Genomic DNA, 19,864 nt, shown 5'->3' with positions numbered 1-19,864 from the left:
TATAATAATAGTCAAATAGTATACAATGAAACTTGTGAAAGCAGATCATATTCCATATATTTTTAGAAGGGAGCCATATAATGCCTGTAAAGCATCTTATGAAATTAGTCGCAATCACAATCGTGATATTCATAATATCCGCCTTGGTCTTTGCAAATAACATGAAAACCCAAAGCGAATACGAATTCAAGCAGACTGGAGAGTTGCTTACAACCGAAATTTCAGATATGATGGAACTTTGGACTCAGGATCAGCTTAGAATTTTAGCCGGCATTGCAACAAATGAATATGTCATAGACATGTGCCTTGACCCGCAAGACCCTCTCAAGGTCGAAAAGTGCGAAAACTTCCTTAAAGAGCTTCACAGCAGGTATCCTTACTATGAAAATCTTCCCGTCGCGGTAAATCTTGAAAGCCCTGTGAATCGGGCAATAAACGGCAGCAGCATATCCGTTGACTACGGGGAGTTCTTAGTCGACACCGTCGCTGGAGAGACTATAGGGAAAGGAGGGCCTCAGTATTCATATATAAAAGAAGTGTTTGCAGGCAAGCCATATTATATAAGCGAAATATATCCAAGCATACTAAGGGGAACTCCCATTTGCGTCATGAGCATGCCCATAGTTCATGACTCCAGCATAATAGGAATTGCCATAATCTCACCCCAAATGCACTATTTCACAAAGATGTTCGTAGACAACGCAAAGCTTGGAAGTACCGGATACATGTTCCTACTAGACGAGAATTCAAAGATAATAGCTCATCCAAACAGGGATTTCATACTCTCAGATGATGCTGATACTTTAGAAAAATCTTCATTCATAATATCTCAAATTCAAAACAAAAACAATTTCTTTAAGGCCTCGCTTTTGGAGCGCAGCAAGCACTACTACGGCAAAGCCATAAGCCTTGGAGACGGGAATGTAAAGGACAAGTGGTATATAGTCTTCAGCCAGGAGACAGCAGAAGTCCACAGCGACGTTTACGATTTCCTAAAATTAATGGCCCTAATAGCCATAATGTCAACGGCGCTGTTTGTAGGCTGCGTCGCTATAGTCGCAGACATAAACAAAAAAGAGCAGTCGAAGCTTCAGCTCATAGAAATGAATTCAAAGCTTGAACTCCTTGTTGAAGAGAGGACTTCAGAACTTAGAATACTTGCCTACACGGATGGGCTTACGCAGCTTTACAACCACAGGCATTCGTATGATCTCCTTAACAAAATCATAGAGGATGCGCAAAAATCCAGTTCCCAGATTGTCGTGCTGCTTGCTGATTTGGACAAGTTTAAGATAGTAAACGACGTATACGGTCACCCCGTAGGCGATATGGTGCTTAAAGAGTGTGCCGATGCAATAAGGCAAAACATAAGAGCCAACGACATAGCCGGCCGCTATGGAGGAGAGGAATTCTTGATAATCCTTCCTGATTGCACATTCGAATCCGGCGAAAAAATCGCTGAAAGAATCCGAAAATCCATAGAAGACAAGGAGTTTGACATAAAGGGACTTCGCATAACAATAAGCATGGGACTTACCATGTGGAACGGGCAAAACTCAAGCGAGCTGGTAAGTTCCGCCGACGAGCTTCTTTACAAGGCCAAAAATAACGGAAGAAACAGAGTTGAAATAGACCCTTCTATAATATCATTGTTTGCAAAAAACAAGTTGAGTGATTCACAGCCAGGAATATAGAAATAACTTTTTTAAGATGAAAAATACAAAAGGCCAGAAGATCTTGTTTATCACAGATCTTCCGGCCTTAGCACCGGCAATTTTCAGAGCTACCCTCCCCAAGGAGTCCTCATATACTCTTCCATTCTCCTTTGGTATTCTTTTTTAAAAAGCGCCGCATGGCCCTGCTCCCAGCTTGCAAGCATTTCAAATATGTTTTTCAGATTTTCGTCTTCCGTTTCACTGGCAACTCTATTGTAAAAATCAACAGCGTCTTTTTCTATAAGATATGCCATTTTGAGTATTGTGATGTCTGGAATATCCGACTCCACAATTGTCTCTTTTAGGTGCTCAGACTTTTCACGATCTTCAAACATATTCCTTTCGATTCTCATGCGCTTTAGCAGTTCCTCTTTAGTGGCTTTTATTGCGCCCGTCTTTTCGTAGTGCTCAAGTTCTTCCTTCAAAAATTCGTAATGCTCTCTTTCCGTATCAACCAGTTCTTCAAATATGGCTTTGCCCGTTACATTTGAAAGCTTTGCTGCATTTTCATTATAAAATTCAATGCCTTGCAGTTCAATGCCCATTGCATATTTAAAAATAGATTTTATATCCTTCATAAAATTTCACTTCCTTTCGGTAATTATATGCTGTTAGATATTCAATACCCAATATGCCTGCAGAGTTCACAATTTCATGCGCACTTATCAATCCAGCTCGAGCCCTGCAAGTGCGTCCGCAAATCCTAAATCGATAGGAGAATCATCATTGTTATTTGTAAGTTTTTGTTTTTATACCCTATTATTAAGCGCAACCAGAAATTTTTTTGTTTGGATTTTTACAGCTAAACGGCCAAGTTTTCGAGAAATGTCCCCCCAATATGTTCGAACAATCCGTTTTGGCACGCTTATTGCTTTATATACTATAAGGATATATGAAAGGGGGCTATTCACCGGCGAAACCATGAAATTATGCATTAAGCAGACTGGTTGAGTGTGTGAAAACAAGCATACACTGTGTCATATGACACACAATACTAAATTGTAAAAGGAGAATATATTAATATGAGACAGGAAACGTTAAAAATCGGCGGAATGAGCTGTGCGGCCTGCGCAAAGGCTGTCGAAAAGACAGTCGGGAGAATTCCGGGGGTGGAGAATGCAAACGTAAATTTTGCCACAGAAAAACTGAGCGTAACATATAAGGATTCCGTCATTACAATGGAGGATATGAAGCAGGTAATAAAAAAGGCCGGGTTTACAGCACAGAATGACATTGAACTAAGGGAAGTGACCATTCCCATAGGCGGAATGAGCTGCGCCGCATGTGCCATGGGGGCGCAGAAAAAGATAGGAAAGCTTGATGGAATAAGCGATGTGAGCGTGAACTTTGCCACTGAAAGGGCGAATGTGGTCTATGATCCTTACAAAATCAGAATATCGCATATAAAGGAAGTCATAAGGCAGGCGGGATATGAGCCAATGGACATGGATTCATCTTCCAAAATGGACGATGAAGGAATTAGAAGGCAAAGGGAGATAGGCGGCCTCAAGCTCAAGTTCATAGTGTCGCTAATATTTACATTGCCGCTTTTGTATATCGCAATGGGACATATGATGGGGCTTGCAGTGCCAGCGTTCGTAGAACCTTCGGCAAACCCGATGAATTTTGCAGTGGTACAACTGGCTCTTACAATACCGGTCATGATTGCAGGAAACAAATTCTACACGATAGGGTTCAAATCCCTCTTTAGAAAAAGCCCTAACATGGACTCGCTTATAGCAATAGGTACCGCGGCGGCTGTAATATACGGCATATATGCGATTTTACAGATATCAAACGGTAACGTTCACTATGTAAAGGATCTATACTTTGAGTCGGCAGCGGTCATAATCACCCTTATACTGCTTGGAAAATCGCTTGAGGCGGTTTCAAAGGGAAAGACTTCAGAGGCCATAAAAAAGCTTATGGGCCTTCAGCCAAAGACGGCGATTGTCATAAGCGGCGGAAAGGAAATTGTAATGGCTGTTGAAGAGGTTGAAGTTGGAGACATAGTGCTTGTAAGGCCGGGAGAGAAAATACCTGTTGACGGGACTGTTGTTGAAGGATATACGCTTGTTGACGAATCAATGCTTACAGGGGAGAGCATACCGGTTGAAAAAAGCACAGGAGATGCGGTCATAGGGGCCAGCATGAACAAAAACGGGGCGATAAGGCTTAAGGCCACAAAGGTTGGGAAGGATACGGCATTGTCTCAGATAGTAAAGCTTGTAGAGGATGCGCAGGGCTCCAAGGCGCCAATAGCCAAAATGGCCGATGTCATATCCGGGTATTTTGTGCCTGTTGTAATAGCTGTGGCGTCTGGAGCGGCTCTTATGTGGTATCTTTATTCAGGCGATGCGACATTCGCGCTTACAATATTCATATCAGTCCTTGTAATAGCTTGTCCTTGTGCGCTGGGGCTTGCTACGCCTACGGCAATAATGGTGGGTACGGGAAAAGGTGCGGAATGCGGAGTCCTTATAAAAGGCGGAGAGCCTCTTGAAACCACTCATAAAATAGGCACTGTTGTGTTTGATAAGACCGGGACTATAACCCAGGGCAAGCCCCAGGTTACGGACATTGTATCGGCTGGGACATACTCACAGGACAAAATTCTGGGACTTGCGGGCTCTGCTGAAAAAGGCTCTGAGCATCCTCTTGGCGAAGCTATAGTCATAGAGGCTCAAATCAAAGGAATTGAATTTAAAAAGGTCGAGGCTTTCAAGGCAATACCGGGACGAGGAATACAGGTATCCATAGAAGGGAAAGAAATACTTCTTGGAAATAAAAGGCTGATGGATGAAAGGAATATAACTGTTTCGCTTCAGGAAGAATCTGATAAATTGGCCGAAGAAGGAAAGACGCCTATGTTCATGGCTGCAGGCGGAAAGCTCGCGGGAATAATAGCAGTTGCGGACACTGTGAAGGAAAGCAGCTTTGAGGCAATAAAAAAGCTCCATGGCATGGGTATAAAGATTGCTATGATAACGGGGGACAATAAAAGAACTGCCGATGCCATAGCAAGGCAGGTGGGAATAGACATAGTGCTTGCGGAAGTGCTTCCGCAGGACAAGGCAAACGAGGTGAAAAAGCTTCAAGGCCAGGGCGTAAAGGTTGCCATGGTGGGGGACGGAATAAACGACGCACCGGCTCTGGCCCAGTCGAATGTGGGGATGGCCATAGGTTCGGGAACTGATGTGGCAATAGAATCCGCGGACATAGTGCTTATGAAAAGCGACATCATGGATGTTGTAACAGCTATAGAGTTGAGCAGGGCCACAATAAAGAACATAAAACAGAACCTTTTTTGGGCTTTTGCCTACAATACTGCGGGAATACCTGTTGCAGCAGGGCTTCTTTATGCATTTGGAGGGCCCAAGATGAACCCGATGTTTGCAGCCGCGGCGATGTCTTTGAGTTCAGTTTCAGTGCTTAGCAACGCACTCAGGCTAAAGGCGTTTAAGCCGTCCAAAATGAATTAGGGGGCGAGTCAATTGCAAAAAGAGACTTTTAATGTAGGCGGCATGGTGTGCGGAAGCTGTGAGGGCATAATTGAGGAAGAACTGCTGCAAATAGAAGGCGTCAAAAGTGTAGATGCAAGCTTTGGGAAAGGGACTGTTTCGGTTGAATATGATGATGAGAATCTGGATCGGACGGTTTTTAAGGAGGCCATAGGGCAGATGGGATATTGTGTGCTTGAAAAGCCCAACGACTCTAAAAGGAAAACTTTCGCACTCGCTGCAATTCTATTTGGACTCTACTACATTGTAAAAAATACCATAGGATTCAACTATATTCCTCAGATAAGCGAGCAAATGGGATATGGGCTGATATTCACAGCCGGGCTGGTTACTTCTGTCCACTGCATTGCCATGTGCGGCGGCATAGCCGTTTCACATGGCATTGGAAGCGGCGGCAAGACGGGCAATATAAAACCTTCGCTGCTGTACAATGCCGGGAGAGTGGTTTCCTATACCATTGTCGGCGCCGCGGCCGGGGCCATAGGACAGGTGTTGACACCCTCGGGACAGCTAAAGGGCGCAGTTGCAATTTTGGCCGGCATGCTTATGGTTCTTATGGGGATGAGGATGCTGGGGGTCATATCCCTTCCCGACTTTTTAAGTATCAGGATTTCAAAGTTTGTGCCAGGAGGGACTGGAATACTCAAAAAAAGCCCCTTCACGCCGTTTTATGTGGGGCTGGCAAACGGACTCATGCCGTGCGGACCGCTCCAGACGATGCAGATTTACGCTCTTGGAACGGGAAGCGTGCTCAGGGGCGCTACGGCAATGTTCTTGTTCAGTCTCGGCACTGTCCCGCTAATGCTCGGGTTTGGCGCTGTAACCTCGGTAATCGGAAAGGGTCTGGGCAATAAAGTTGCAAAGCTCAGCGGCGCAATGGTAATTGCACTTGGAGTGATAATGACCGGAAGGGGCATGGCGCTGTCAGGGATTTCACTGGAATTTGCGCAGGAGCAAAAAAACGCCCAAGTTGCAGAAATCGAAAACGGGGTTCAAACTTTGAACATGGCAGTAACCGCCTACGGCTACGATGTTGACGCCCAGATAGTAACGGTGGGTACTCCCGTAAGGATAAATGTAGATGCACAAAATATCAACGGATGCAACAATCCAATATCGATTCCCCAGTACGGCGTGGAGGTCGACATTATGGAAGAAAATATAATCGAATTCACTCCAGACAGTGAAGGCGCCATAACCATAAGCTGCTGGATGGGAATGGTCACGACTAAAATATACGCCGTGAATGACACTTCCAGTATTGACGAAAGCTCATTTGAAGCCGATGATGAATATGCAGGGGGAGGCTTTGGAGGATGCTGCGGCGCACAGGGCGAAAGCGAAGCGGCAATTGCAGAAATGGACGGGGAAGGACAGACCGTTAAGATGAATGTAGGCTGGGACGGCTTTTCTCCGAATGTGCTTGTGGTACAAAAGGACATACCTGTGACATGGGAAATATACGGGGACGAGATAAGCTACTGCAACAAAACCATAACCATTCCCGGGACAGACGTTTCAATCGATGTGGAAAAAGGGAAGAAAGAGGTGAGGTTCACACCTAACGCCACAGGTGAGATTCGATTCACATGCTGGATGGGAATGCTTCAGGGGAGGATTGTAGTGGTCGACGATATAGAAAATGTGGATTTGGATTCACTGTAGTATGTTTTGATGCAGTTGCCTTGCAGTCCGGATGGAATAAATACTCCTTCTGGACTGCGGCCTGTTTTATTGGAAAGGAAGGTGTTTGATTTGAAAAAGTGGTTTGAAAATTTTCTAAAAAAGCTTGAGAAGGCGAACAAAAAAAGCCTCGGGAGTGAAAGGCTGGACTGTTGCAGGCTTAATTCCCAAAATCCGAGCCAAAGCAAATAGCACCATATGACGCAGCTACAGTGTCATATGCTACAGTATGTATGAGTCTTGTGTGATACAATGGGTATTAGGGAAAATGTAGAATCAAATGAGACTTGTCATTTGAAATGCTTTTAAATAAGAAAAGAGGGGAGATTCTGTGAGAAAGAGGGACATAAGGGACGCCGCATTTTTGGGGGCGGCCATAATGGCAATAACGTTCGCCCACTACTACACCGCCACATGGAGATGGGACATACATGATTTTTTGAGGAGACTTTACTATATTCCTCTCATAATGGCTGCATTCAGGTTCAGGCTAAAGGGAGGAGTATTGTGCAGCATAATAATATCGGCGGCATATGCGCCCCATTTCCTATTTCCGCACATAAACTGTTGCGACGCTCAGGGGGTTGGGATTTTAAACCAGCTTCTTGAAATGGTTATGTTCATAGGCATTGGAAGTATTACCGGATTTCTGGTGGAATCGGACTACAAGAAAAAAGCTGAGCTGAGCAGTCAGATAGATCAGCTCACCAGGCTTGAGGAACAGGTGCGAAGGGCTGAAAAGCTTTCGGCGGTGGGAGAGCTTGCCTCCGGCGTGGCTCATGAAATAAGAAATCCGCTTGGAATAATAAAGACAATCGCTCAGACCATACTTCCTGACATTCACGATAAAGAGGCCAGCGAAGGCGTCGAGATAATAATACACGAGGTGGACAGGGCCAATGCTGTCATAAAGAGTTTGCTTGACTTCGCAAAGCCTGGAATATCCCATAAAAAGAGTGTCAGTCTGGGCAGAGTGGTAGATGAGGTGCTCATGATAGCTACAAAATATGCAGGAAAGCACAATGTCCAGATAAAATCAGATATTGTGCGAGATATAAGCATTAATGCCGACATAGAAAAGCTGAAACAGGCATTTATAAACATAATATTCAATTCCATAGAAGCGATGCCGTCGGGAGGCACTATAGAGATTCTGGCAGATGAAAATGACGGCATGGCCCAAATCCACATAACTGACAGTGGCAAAGGAGTACCAGATGATATAAGAGACAGGATATTCGATCCGTTCTACACTACAAAGGACAAGGGGACGGGCCTAGGCCTTTCCATAGTGTACAGCATAATAGATGAACACGGCGGACAGATAATATTGGAGAAAAGCGACAGCAGTGGGACTGTGTTTTTAATAAGCTTGCCTGTAGATGCTGGTGAGGAGGCTGAATATGAGAAATAAAATACTTGTTGCAGACGATGAAAAAAACATGCTGTGGGCAATAAAGGCGGCCCTGAAAAAAGAGGATTACGACATAATCACGGCTTCTGACGGAATGGAGGCCTTGGAAAAATTCAAAGAAAATATGCCTCAGCTGGTGATACTGGATCTCAAGATGCCAGGAATGGATGGAATGGAGGCTTTGAGGCAGATAAAAAGCATAAGCCAGAAAGTCTCAGTGATAATGATAACGGCTCACGGAAGCGTAGATTCCGCCATAGAGGCCATGAAGATAGGCGCATTAGATTATATATCAAAGCCGTTTGACGTCGAGGAGCTGAAAATAACAATCAAAAAGGCTCTTGACGTGGAAAAACTCAAGGATACCGTGGACTTTCTGACGGGAGAGATAAAGAGCAAGGAAAAGCAGGTCATAATAGGAAAGAGCCAAAAAATGAAAGATGTATTCGAACTTGTTGACAAGGTTTCAAAAAGCGACGCCACGGTTTTGATAACAGGGGAAAGCGGCACGGGCAAGGAGCTTCTTGCAAATGCCATACACTATAGAAGCAAGAGGAAAAGCGGTCCGTATGTCAAGGTTAACTGCGGCTCAATCCCAGAAAACCTTCTGGAAAGCGAACTATTCGGATATGAAAAAGGCGCGTTTACGGGAGCTGCCGCAAGGAAGATTGGAAAGTTTGAAAGGGCTGACGGGGGCAGCATATTCCTTGACGAGGTCGGGGAGTTGCCCCTGGCAATGCAGGTGAAATTTCTCAGGGTGCTCCAGGAAATGGAAATTGAAAGAGTCGGTGGAACGGAGTCCTTAGGCGTAGATGTGAGAATAATTGCAGCTACAAACAAAGACCTTGAGAAGATGGTGGAAGATGGGCTATTCAGGGAGGATCTTTACTACAGGCTAAATGTAATACCGATTGCCATGCCTGCACTTCGGGAAAGGGCCGAGGACATACCACTTTTGATAGAGCACTTCCTTAAAAAGTATTCTAAAAAGATGAGCATGGACAAACTGGAAATTGACTCGAAAGCCGTAGAGGCAATGGAAAAATACAAATGGAAGGGAAACATACGTGAACTTGAAAACCTCATAGAAAGAATCGTAATCTTATGTGAAAGCGACACTGTAGGGGTGGAGGACCTTCCTATTGAGCTATTGCGAGCAGGTGGAGAGGATTTCGAATTTGCGCTTCCTAAGTCGGGAATAGATCTTGAAAAAGTGGAAAAAAGCTTTATAGTCCAGGCTCTACAGGCTTCTGGCGGAAACCAGACTAAGGCGGCAAAGCTGCTTGGGATAACGAGGCATACACTTATATACAGGATGGAAAAATACGATACAAGACAATAAGTGAAGGTGTTTTTTTATTTTATAGCTGCCGCAGTTTTAAAATAATGCCCTGGGTTGTATAAAAAGATGTTAGGGATATACTGAAGTGGGTAAAATGTATAATATGAAAATATTTAAAAAAATATTATTTTTTATGAAAAGGCAAACTTGTCGAAAGATGAGGACGCAAAGCTAAGGGTCTAAAGTAAATTCAACTATTCTATGATCGCCTGGCTGCCATATTTATGGCAGCCTTTTTATATGCCACTATTTCAAATTATTTAAAAAAGGGAGGTATAGAATTTTAAATTGGAAAGTTTGACTTTACTCGTTCTACGCAACTAGATTATATTGTTCATAACTATGCTAAATAAGTATGAAAGGAGATGTCTTTATGAAACGCAAAATGTTACCGTTGACTATTTTGACCATATTGCTACTGGCGATAACTGCTACTACATAATTGGCAGGCCAAAATAAGGGATTTGTACACGGGATAGTAGTCGAAGTCGATGGCGAAGAGTACTATCTTGACGGTGCTCCAGACGGTCCTAACGGAGAAACAGACGTTCCGGGCCACTACTGGGTAATTGCGGGCAAAAAGCAGCTTGTCGGCAAGCACTATAACACCGGGCCTTTCGGCGCACCACAGTGGTGGTCATCAGATGCGCCCGATGGCGAACTGCTCTATATAGTGCATGGAATAATAGACACTTGGACAGAAGAAAAATCCGAAGAGTATGCAGCCAAAGGCTATACACACTATCATGAGTTAGTTGAAGTAGACGGTGGAGATCCCCACCCAACAAAAGTTGTGTGGTTGAAACACACCGCTAGGACATCATTTACTTTGGACGGCGGTCCTGCGCCACAGTTTAGTCATGAAGTAACACCTGGAATAGACTACGAATTCATACCAAACTATGAAACTCCATATTCACCTTAATATATAATTCAATTTGCATATGAACTACTCAACACTACAAATCCCTGAAAATTCATTCAATGAATTTTCAGGGATTTGTAATTAATCCACCTTCAAAAGTTTTGCGTTGATTGCAACAATTACTGTGCTTAAAGACATGAGTATCGCCCCGACTGCCGGGGAAATTATAATCCCCCACCTGTAAAAGACACCTGCCGCGAGCGGTATGGCGAACAGGTTGTATCCTGTAGCCCATACCAGGTTTTGTATCATTTTTTTGTATGTGGCTCTTCCAAAGATTATAAGCGATGTGACGTCTTTCGGGTTGCTCTCCACAAGTATTATATCCGCTGTTTCTGCTGCAATGTCTGTTCCAGAGCCTATGGCAATACCCACATCAGCCTGGGCAAGTGCAGGGGCGTCATTTACACCGTCTCCAGTCATGGCTACGTATTCATTTTGGGATTGAAGCTCTTTTATTTTTTCAAGTTTTTCGTGGGGAAGCACTTCGGCGAAATAGCCGTCGAGATTCAGCTCGTCATGTACCTTCTTGGCTATCTGATTGTTATCGCCAGTAAGCATCCAGCATTTAATTCCCAGTTCTTTCAGTTTTTGAATCGCATCATATGAATCCTCTCTTATTCTGTCTGAGAGGCTTATTGTTCCTATTATCTTTTCATCCTTCAGCACAAATACGACTGTAAGCTGTTCGTCTTTCGCGTGATCTGGAATATCGATACCCGCTTCCTTCAGGTACCCGGGGCTTACGACTTTTACCTTTTTTCCATCGACAATTCCCTTTACTCCTTTTCCTTTTATTGCTTCAAAGTCTGAAACATCGGGAACGGAAAGCCCAAGTTCCTGAGCTCTGTCTAAAATCCCACGGGCAATAGGGTGTTCAGAGCTTTTTTCAAGGGCCGATGCAAATTGTATTATTTCCTTTTCGCCATAGCCAGTATCAGAGCTTTTGACTGAGCTGACCCCGAATTTTCCTTCTGTCAGCGTACCTGTCTTGTCAAATACTACAATGCTTATATTCCTGGCGTTTTCAAAAGCGGTCCTGTTTTTAATGAGCAGACCGTTTTTTGCGGAAAGGGACGTGGACATGGCGACAACGAGCGGAATGGCAAGTCCAAGTGCATGGGGACATGTAATAACCATAACGGTAGCCATCCTCTCTATGGCAAATGTAATGCTCTGTCCGACTGAAAGCCATGCTGCAAGAGTTGAAAATCCTACGGTCAATGCTATCATAGTAAGCCAGAATGCGGCCTTGTCAGCCAGAAGCTGTGTTTTTGATTTTGACTTTTGCGCCTCCCTCACCAGGTTTATGACTTTTGAAAGGTATGAATTCTCACCGGTGTTTTTCACCTGCATTTCAAGGGAGCCATCCACGTTAATAGAGCCTCCTATAAGTCCGTCGTTTTCCTTTTTCTCAACGGGTACGGATTCTCCCGTCAGCATGGACTCATCGACATAACTCCTGCCCTTTACAATAACGCCGTCTCCTGGAACCTTTTCTCCGGGTCTGATAAGCACGATGTCTCCCTCGGAAAGCTCACTTACACTGATATCCACGATATCTGATCCCTTTAGCAGATGAGCCTCGTCAGGCATAAGCTCGGCCAGTTTTTTGAGGGCGTTTGAGGCGCTTACCACAGATTTCATTTCAATCCAGTGGCCCAGTAGCATGACATCAATCAAAGTCGCCAGTTCCCAAAAGAAGAGCTTTCCTTCAAGTCCGAAGACAACAGCACTGCTGTATAGGTATGCCACGGCTATGGCCAGTGCTATAAGGGTCATCATCCCAGGGGATTTGTCCTTAAGTTCGTTAAACAGCCCTGTAAGAAACGGCCAGCCTCCATAGAAAAACAAAAAAGATGCAAGCAAGAAGAGTACATAACTGCTTCCGTAAAATTCAACCTTAAAACCAAACCACTCTTGTATTATAGGGGAAAGAATTAATATTGGAATTGTTACTACAATTGATACATAAAATCTCTTTTTAAAGTCCTCAATCATCATTTCATGGTGGGCTATGTGGTCGTGTTCTTCGTGGTGTGAATGTTTATCTCCTCCATGATTGTGCATGCTATGGCTGTGCTGCATTATGACACCTCCTTAAAATCTCCAGTTTTATAGGTGAATTTATAGTGAATACATACCCAGTAAAAAGTGTCTTGAATTTCCATTCTAATAAAATTCCTTGTTTTTATTGTTATTATATTTGTCTTGTTAGGGTATAACATTTATGGTAAATCCATATTTAAATAAATATAAAACGGGGGTATGTCAGATGGAAATGAATTATGAAGTCAGGACTAATAAGTCATTTGAAGAGGCTATCAAATCAGTAAAGGAACATCTGGAGAAATACAAATTCGGAGTTTTATGGGAGGTCAATTTCAAAGAAAAGCTTGCAGAAAAGGGATTTGAATTCGGTGGTGACGTCAAAATACTTGAGGTATGCAACCCTGCAATTGCCAGCAAAATTCTTGAAAAAAACATAGAAGTCTCTTACCTTTTACCGTGTAAAGTTGTTGTCTATGAAAAGGATGACGGCATGTATATCGGCATGGTGCGCCCTGAAAAACTTATGGAACTGCTTGGGGATGAGAGTTTGTATGACATGGCTAAGGATGTTGAATCTGACTTGAAAAAAGCTATTCAAGATGCTTCTAAATAAGTCTGAATATATGTGTGGTCTAGATATTAAATAACAACATTATTTGTTTTAGACTATATGCGAGTTCATATATAGTTATATACACTTGAAACCTATACTTTGTATAGGTTTTTTGAATTTGAAGATTGAGCTTTAATAAGAATCATTGCTTTTTCAGAATTAAGCCAGCGGGAACAATCTTTTTTGGAAAAAGTGATTTTTATAGAGTGAATTTGAGCACAGGTTTTATCTCCATGATAATGTTCCTTTCTGTTTTAAAAAGGTTTAGTAAATAGCATGTATATTAAACTTTCCCCAGTGAATAGACCTGCTTTGCACCAGCTGCGTCGCAAGCTATAAATATGCTGCAGCTATTAAGCGGACTTTCAGTATACTCATCTAAAAACAAAATCCATTACAAAATAAAACCTTAAGAATTAAATATATTACTAGAGTACCCAAATATACGGTCTCGAATTTAAAAATGCATAACGAATATTTGTTTGGTGTTTGCGATTTTCATTGAGACAGCAATAGATTTTATAGTGGCAGATGACATAAGAGGTGTGTTATTTGACACGAAAAAATCTCGCGGCAATTGAAAAATTTACGCATATATTGAAAAACACAGGCATATTTCATGTTGGCATGAAATTTGCTTAAACATATAAGTGGATATGTGACGATATGAGGATTTTTTTGAAAGAGCTTTGTAGAATTGGGCATTTTAGCATTTATTTTCTAGGCACAACCATTGGCTTGGGAATGTCAGTGGGGTTTTGGATTACTATGAAGGGAGCGGAAAGGGCTTAAATTATGGACATTTCCATATATATGATTTTGGACTCTATAATAGGTGCTAGACTATATTATATTTTTACTCAGGGAGGAGGGATATAGGGGGATTATCGGAGGTGTTTTATTTGCCTTTTGGTATACAAGGAAGAATATTCCATTTCGGAAACCTGCAGATAGTTTCACACCAGGGATTACCATGAGGCAGGCAATTGATGTGGCGGGGCCTTGGGCCTATTACTTTATACAATAGAGATCATAAGGAGGAAACAAAATGATAAATTTAAACAAAAAAAACCAGCTTGGAAATAATAACGGGGAGTCAAAAAATCATATGAAACACGGCCTGCTGATGATGTTGTGCTGCTTGCTGCCTATTGTAATTATAGCGGGATTGCCTCTGTTTGGTATTAGAAGCGGAATATTATCATCTCTTGCATTCTTGATATGCCCATTGATGCATGTAGGTATGATTTTGATGATGAGAAAATCAGGAAACAGTGGAACTTGCTGTGGGGATAAGAACAACAGTGCCAATGAGTAGGGGACATGACTGCGATGCAATAAGATGTAAATAGATATAAAAATTTTAAAAGCCTCGGACGAAAATGCCTGAGGCTTTTAAAATAACGAATATGATGCCGCCATAAAACCAGTCCTGAAAGCTGGCATGAATGTTACTGTAAAATAAATTGAGAATGCATTAGTAAATTTGATTTAAAAAAGATTAAAATGCAAGGCTTCACTATTAACTAACTGATGGGAGGACACAGCCGAAACCACTGCAGTAAAAGAGAGGAGTGATTCTGAAATGAAACAAGCCAGATCAAGGTTGAAGAGAATTTCGAGGCAAATCAATATAAAGCAGCGGATACGCTGCTTTATATGACTTTTTGAAAGGTTGTTTTAAAGAAAATAAAAACGTTATAGATATTAGCTTTGACTTCCATCAGAATTTAGGCTCAACTGTTTGTTTAAAAATATTTGAGCTTTGCGAATAGCTTTTTGATGGTCTGGGTTTATGCGATTTGTACCATGTGTCTTGCTCTTGAGAAAGTGTACATCAAAATGCCCTTTCATATTATTATCCCCTATAAAATCAGCACCATGGGGCATTCCAGCCATTGAAGCCGCAAGCTTATAATTGCCGACTTCAACGATGATGGGCCTCCTCATCCAAGACCAAGCGTCACCGTATATTTCTTTCATAATCAGAGTGTCTTCCTTGGTTAGTGTTTCAGAATCCGCATGGTTGGTTCCATAGGTACGCTTTACATTAAAAGATTTGCCGGTTTGAATATCCGTAACTCTATATACAGTTCCCCTTGGCAGTATGTCTGTTATTTTTCCGAACCAGGTCCACTCTTCTATTGGTTTAATTCTGCTGGATCCCCTAGATACCAAAATATTCTTTTTATCGCCTGAAATCACTTCATGTGTGCTCTTGCCTACAATGCCGTCAGCCGTCAAATTATAATCCTTTTGCAGTTTCAATACAGCTTTTTGGGTGATACTGCCAAAATAGCCGGTTGTCCTATGATTGAAATATCCCAATTCTTTTAACTTAAGTTGCAGGTCTTCAACCGATTGACCATGCATGCCCATTTTCAATGTAGTTGAATTATATGTCTGGCCGGTGGCATGAGAATTGGTCAATGCAACGGGCTGGGATAACAGGGCAATACTTATGATTCCCACAATTAATCTTTTCTTATTCATTATGTCCTCCTGTTTTGAAAAGTCATATATTAAAAATATGATATACACAGTGTATTAATAAAGCAATTTACATGCCAATAATACATCTGCTCTTTAACCATCAAAACGGAACCCTATTTTGATATTAAACATATTGATATAGTGGGATTTTTGAGATAAAGTTTTTATTTTTTTTGAAAAGGTTGACTTTCAATCTAATTAAAATTATAAAATATAATCATATACTGTTGGATATGCCACACAAAGTGTAGTATATCTACCGTATAGCTTACACTAAAATGGAACCATCATGGTTGATTTGGAAACAAAGTTGACACTTACATATAAACAGCACAAAATGCCAGAAAAGCCTGCTTGCCGCAGACTTTCTGGCATTAATTAACACAATTTTATGCGCGCTTATCAGTCCAGCTTGAGCCCTGCAAGTGCATCCGCAAATGCCGAATTTATAGGAGCCTCGTCAGTGTTCTTTTTAAGATATTTTTGTACATCACTTTTGGATACCTTGGTTCCGCCTTCCTTTTTCCTCTTGTTGAATGCCGAAAGCTTTTCCCTGTGACCGCACGGACACACGAATATCTTGCCTTCCCCTTCGCCTCTCAGCTCCAGCTTTTTGTGGCAATTTGGGCATCTAGCATTAGTCTTTTTTGCCACGCCTTTTCTATGTCCGCACTCCCTGTCCTGGCACACTAGCATCTTTCCTCTTTTTCCGTTGACTTCGAGCATGTATTTCCCGCACTCAGGGCATTTGTTCTTAGTCATATTGTCATGCTTGAAGTTATGGCTGCTCGACTTTATCTCGCCCACAATCTCCTTTGCATAGCCCTTCATTTCGCTTATAAAGGCTTCTTTCTTGAGGCTGCCCTTTGCAATATGTGAAAGCTTTCTCTCCCATTGAGCCGTAAGAGTCGGCGATTTTATGTCATTTGGTACAAGCTCAAGAAGCTGTCTTCCCTTGCCTGTTATTTGTATTTCATTTCCCTTTTTTTCAATAAGAAAGCTTGAAAACAGCTTTTCTATTATGTCTGCCCTTGTTGCAACAGTTCCAAGTCCACCTGTCTCTCCTATGGTCTTTATGAGCTCCTTACTCTCTGTGTTCATGTATTTTGCCGGGTTTTCCATAGCTGACAGGAGTGTTCCCTCGCTGAAGTAAGGGGGTGGACTTGTATGCCCCTGTGTAGGTGATATTTTTTCTATTCTCACGCTGTCCCCTTTGTCTATATGGGGCAATGTCTGGTCTGAAATTCCATCTTCGTCGTCTTCTTCAAGCTCATTTGAATATATGTCCTTCCATCCAGTGTTTGTCACAAGCTTTCCCCTTGCTTCGAATCTACATCCTTCAATTTCCATTGTGAGTGTCTTTTGCTCGTACTCGAAAGGAGGAAACATTACGGACATAAATCTTTTGACCACAAGGTCATATATCCTCTGCTCACTTGCACTGAGGCCGCTTAAAAACACAGGCTCCTCAGTCGGGATTATTGCATGGTGGTCTGAAACCTTGCTGTTGTCCACAAATGACTTGTTTCCATTTACCGGCCTTTTCAAAAGAGATGCTGCAAACTTTCTGTAAGGCCCCACACCACATGCTCGTATCCTGTCTTTTAGCGTTTCCACCATGTCGCTTGTTATATATCTCGAGTCAGTTCTGGGATATGTCAGGAGCTTGTGGTTTTCATAAAGCCGCTGCATTATCGAAAGTGTCTCTTTTGCAGAATATCCGAATATTCTGTTGGCATCTCTTTGAAGCTCAGTGAGGTCGTAAAGCTTTGGAGAAAACACCTTTTTATGCGCGCTTTTGGCCTCACTGACCCTTCCAAGCCTCCCTGATATTGAGTTTACAGTTTTGTCACGCTTTTGTATGTCAAATGTCCTTGTCTGTCCGCTCTTCTCGTCTTTCCAAGTCCAGCTCAACCCCCCGGCAGACACTGATATCCCGTAGTATTGTTTCGGCTTGAAATTCCTTATCTCATCATCCCTTTGGGCTATTATCCCAAGAGTCGGAGTCTGGACCCTTCCGCATGAAAGCTGGGCGTTATGCCTGCATGTAAGCGCCCTTGTAGCGTTTATTCCCACTATCCAGTCGGATTCAGCCCTTGCCATTGCAGATGCATACAGATTGTCATACTCACTGCCAGGCTTCAGCTTTTCAAAGCCTTCCTTTATGGCCCTATCTGTAACTGACGATATCCAAAGCCTTTTTATCCTCTTTTTGACGTTGGCCTTTTCTATTATAAGTCTTGCAACAAGCTCGCCTTCTCTTCCGGCATCTGTCGCTATGACTATTTCAGATACGTCCTTCCTGTGCATCTGCTCCTTTACAGCACTGTACTGCCTTGAGCTTTGCCTGATCACCTCGAGTTTCGGCCTGTCGGGGATTATTGGAAGATCCTCAAGCCTCCAGCTCTTATACCTTTCGCCGTAGCTTTCCGGATCCGCAAGTGTTACAAGGTGTCCAAAAGCCCAGGTTACAATATACTTGCCGCCTTCCATATGGCACTTGCTCTTCTTGCTGCAGCCTAAAACCTTTGCTATGTCCGCTGCAACAGATGGCTTTTCGGCCAGAACTAATGTCTTTCCCATTTTCAAAACCCTCTCTATTTGCCTGTTTTATTGCTGTTTATCTGTCCCTTGATCCCGACTTTCTTGAACTCCCCTTTTTAGGGCCAGACCAGCGGCTATTCGCACTCTTGCCTGAGCTTTTGCCGTTTTTATTGTTTCTGCCGCCCTTAAATTCTGAATTTCTTCCACTTTTGAATTCCCTGTCAGACTCTTTGTTTTTGCGGTCATTCGATCTAGATCTGCCTTCATCTCTTCTTTTTCTTGAAACCCTGTCCTCGCCCCTCTTCTCATGAGAAGATCCGTTTTCATTTGACGATTCTATTTTTCTTCTTTCAATGTCCATCATTATGTCGGCTTCGATCTGTCTGACTGCGTCCATGTCCCTTTGCGTTGCAAAAGTGATTGCCGCACCTTCATTTCCGGCCCTTCCTGTACGTCCTATCCTGTGTATATAGCTTTCAGAGTCCAGTGGTATGTCGTAGTTGAACACGTGGGTCATGCCGTCAACGTCAAGTCCTCTTGCCGCTATGTCAGTCGCTATCAGGAACTGGAATTTCATCTCACGAAATCCCTTCATTACCTTTTCACGCTTTGCCTGCGTAAGGTCTCCGTGCAGCTCGTCGCAGCTGTATCCAAGAAATCCGAGGTTGTTGCAAAGCTTGCTGGCTCTTTTCTTTGTACGGCAAAATATCATGCCCATGAAAGGCCTCTGCTCGTTTATTATCTTGCAAAGCGCATTTTGCTTCCCTCTGTCTGTAGTCTCAACCACAAGCTGTGATATTTCATCAAGAGTCACCCTCTTGCTGCTTACGATGATTTGCTCAGGATTTTTCATGTACCTTACAGCCAGCTTTTTAACCGATTCAGGCATAGTCGCTGAAAACAGCATTGTCTGCCTGCTCTTTGGAGTTTTGGACATTATAACTTCTATGTCCTTTAAAAATCCCATATCCATCATCTGGTCAGCCTCGTCAAGTACAAGCATTGAAAGACCGTCAAGCTTTATAGTTCCTCTTCTTACGTGGTCCAAAAGTCTTCCAGGAGTCGCCACTATCATCTGTATGTCGTTTTTAAGCTTGTGCACCTGTGCAAGAACATCCTGTCCTCCGTATGCCGCCAGTATCCCAACACCCTTGGCTTGGGCAATCTTCTTTGCCTCTTTGCTTACCTGGAGCGCAAGCTCCCTTGTAGGCGTTACGATTAGCGACTGTACGCATTTTTTGTTCGTATCTATCCTTTCCATCATTGGAAGAAGGAATGCAAGTGTTTTTCCAGTTCCCGTCTGCGCCTGCGCTATTACATCAATCCCCCCCAAAAGAGCCGGGATTGACCTTTTTTGAATAGGCGTTGGGTTTACTATGTTGTTTTGCATTAGAATGGACTCAAGCGAGCTGCTGAGTCCTAGATTTGAAAAATTCGTTTTCATTATATCTACCTCATTTATTCTCTCTATTTTTTGTTTTGTCTTATATCTTTATAATTCAAGCCGGCCACTTGGCTTTATATATTTTTTTTATTTTATTTGCACCAACTATTATATTTAA

At 42.7% G+C, this 19,864-nt stretch carries 14 protein-coding genes and 1 riboswitch; of the genes, 9 read left to right on the top strand and 5 right to left on the bottom strand.

Annotation, left to right across the window (positions count from 1 at the left end):
- Positions 1-98 precede the first annotated feature (98 nt).
- Positions 99-1,694: a sensor domain-containing diguanylate cyclase gene (locus BUQ87_RS00390; RefSeq protein WP_159434242.1), complete on the top strand. Its 1,596-nt coding sequence runs from the start codon at positions 99-101 to the stop codon at positions 1,692-1,694.
- An 89-nt stretch (positions 1,695-1,783) separates the two neighbouring features.
- Here BUQ87_RS00390 and BUQ87_RS00385 read toward each other — a convergent pair whose 3' ends face one another.
- A complete protein-coding gene (locus tag BUQ87_RS00385) occupies positions 1,784-2,293 on the bottom strand; it encodes a ferritin family protein (protein WP_038261233.1) in 510 nt (169 codons plus the stop codon).
- 444 nt (positions 2,294-2,737) lie between these two features.
- On the opposite strand from BUQ87_RS00385, the gene BUQ87_RS00380 reads away from it, so the two are divergent.
- The 6 genes from BUQ87_RS00380 (at position 2,738) to BUQ87_RS00360 (ending at position 10,600) form a co-directional block, all read left to right on the top strand.
- The gene (locus BUQ87_RS00380; RefSeq protein ID WP_038261237.1) at positions 2,738-5,197 is read left to right on the top strand and encodes a heavy metal translocating P-type ATPase; all 2,460 of its coding nucleotides are present in this window, start codon (positions 2,738-2,740) and stop codon (positions 5,195-5,197) included.
- Between the two features lie 12 nt (positions 5,198-5,209).
- The gene (locus BUQ87_RS00375; protein ID WP_052635867.1) at positions 5,210-6,901 is read left to right on the top strand and encodes an urease accessory protein UreH domain-containing protein; all 1,692 of its coding nucleotides are present in this window, start codon (positions 5,210-5,212) and stop codon (positions 6,899-6,901) included.
- 90 nt (positions 6,902-6,991) lie between these two features.
- A complete protein-coding gene (locus tag BUQ87_RS15635; RefSeq protein ID WP_278309021.1) occupies positions 6,992-7,111 on the top strand; it encodes an LDCC motif putative metal-binding protein in 120 nt (39 codons plus the stop codon).
- Between the two features lie 139 nt (positions 7,112-7,250).
- Positions 7,251-8,333 carry a two-component system sensor histidine kinase NtrB gene (locus BUQ87_RS00370; protein ID WP_038261240.1) on the top strand — a complete coding sequence of 361 codons (1,083 nt, stop codon included), beginning with the start codon at positions 7,251-7,253 and terminating at the stop codon, positions 8,331-8,333.
- Positions 8,323-9,675 (top strand): sigma-54-dependent transcriptional regulator, encoded by a 1,353-nt coding sequence (locus BUQ87_RS00365; protein ID WP_038261243.1) that lies wholly within the window; start codon positions 8,323-8,325, stop codon positions 9,673-9,675. Before BUQ87_RS00370 ends, BUQ87_RS00365 begins: the two co-directional genes overlap by 11 nt.
- Positions 9,676-9,805: 130 nt before the next feature.
- Positions 9,806-9,896: riboswitch (cyclic di-GMP riboswitch) on the top strand.
- Between the two features lie 221 nt (positions 9,897-10,117).
- Positions 10,118-10,600 carry a hypothetical protein gene (locus BUQ87_RS00360; RefSeq protein ID WP_038261246.1) on the top strand — a complete coding sequence of 161 codons (483 nt, stop codon included), beginning with the start codon at positions 10,118-10,120 and terminating at the stop codon, positions 10,598-10,600.
- A gap of 81 nt (positions 10,601-10,681) precedes the next feature.
- Here the strand turns inward: BUQ87_RS00360 and BUQ87_RS00355 are convergent, their stop codons facing one another.
- The gene (locus BUQ87_RS00355; RefSeq protein WP_052635868.1) at positions 10,682-12,688 is read right to left on the bottom strand and encodes a copper-translocating P-type ATPase; all 2,007 of its coding nucleotides are present in this window, start codon (positions 12,686-12,688) and stop codon (positions 10,682-10,684) included.
- A 187-nt stretch (positions 12,689-12,875) separates the two neighbouring features.
- Between BUQ87_RS00355 and BUQ87_RS00350 the strand changes: the two genes are divergently transcribed.
- Both BUQ87_RS00350 and BUQ87_RS00345 read left to right on the top strand, forming a co-directional pair.
- Positions 12,876-13,265, top strand: a complete 390-nt coding sequence (locus tag BUQ87_RS00350) for a DUF302 domain-containing protein (RefSeq protein WP_038261248.1) — start codon at positions 12,876-12,878, stop codon at positions 13,263-13,265.
- A gap of 1,048 nt (positions 13,266-14,313) precedes the next feature.
- Positions 14,314-14,583 carry a hypothetical protein gene (locus BUQ87_RS00345; RefSeq protein ID WP_038261250.1) on the top strand — a complete coding sequence of 90 codons (270 nt, stop codon included), beginning with the start codon at positions 14,314-14,316 and terminating at the stop codon, positions 14,581-14,583.
- Between the two features lie 389 nt (positions 14,584-14,972).
- Here the strand turns inward: BUQ87_RS00345 and BUQ87_RS00340 are convergent, their stop codons facing one another.
- From BUQ87_RS00340 to BUQ87_RS00330, 3 genes are all read right to left on the bottom strand, one after another.
- Positions 14,973-15,758: a peptidoglycan-binding domain-containing protein gene (locus BUQ87_RS00340; protein ID WP_052635869.1), complete on the bottom strand. Its 786-nt coding sequence runs from the start codon at positions 15,756-15,758 to the stop codon at positions 14,973-14,975.
- A gap of 402 nt (positions 15,759-16,160) precedes the next feature.
- Entirely contained in the window at positions 16,161-18,341 is a 2,181-nt protein-coding gene (locus BUQ87_RS00335; RefSeq protein ID WP_038261253.1) for a DNA topoisomerase III, read from the bottom strand.
- A 37-nt stretch (positions 18,342-18,378) separates the two neighbouring features.
- On the bottom strand, positions 18,379-19,746 hold the full coding sequence (locus BUQ87_RS00330; protein WP_038261256.1) for a DEAD/DEAH box helicase: 1,368 nt from the start codon (positions 19,744-19,746) through the stop codon (positions 18,379-18,381).
- Positions 19,747-19,864: the final 118 nt, after the last annotated feature.

Origin of the sequence: Peptoclostridium litorale DSM 5388 (assembly GCF_900141635.1) — a bacterium.
GTDB classification, from domain to species: Bacteria; Bacillota; Clostridia; order Peptostreptococcales; family Peptostreptococcaceae; genus Peptoclostridium; species Peptoclostridium litorale.
The sequence above is the reverse complement of the archived record's forward strand: the minus strand, read 5'-3'. Positions and strand labels throughout refer to the sequence as shown.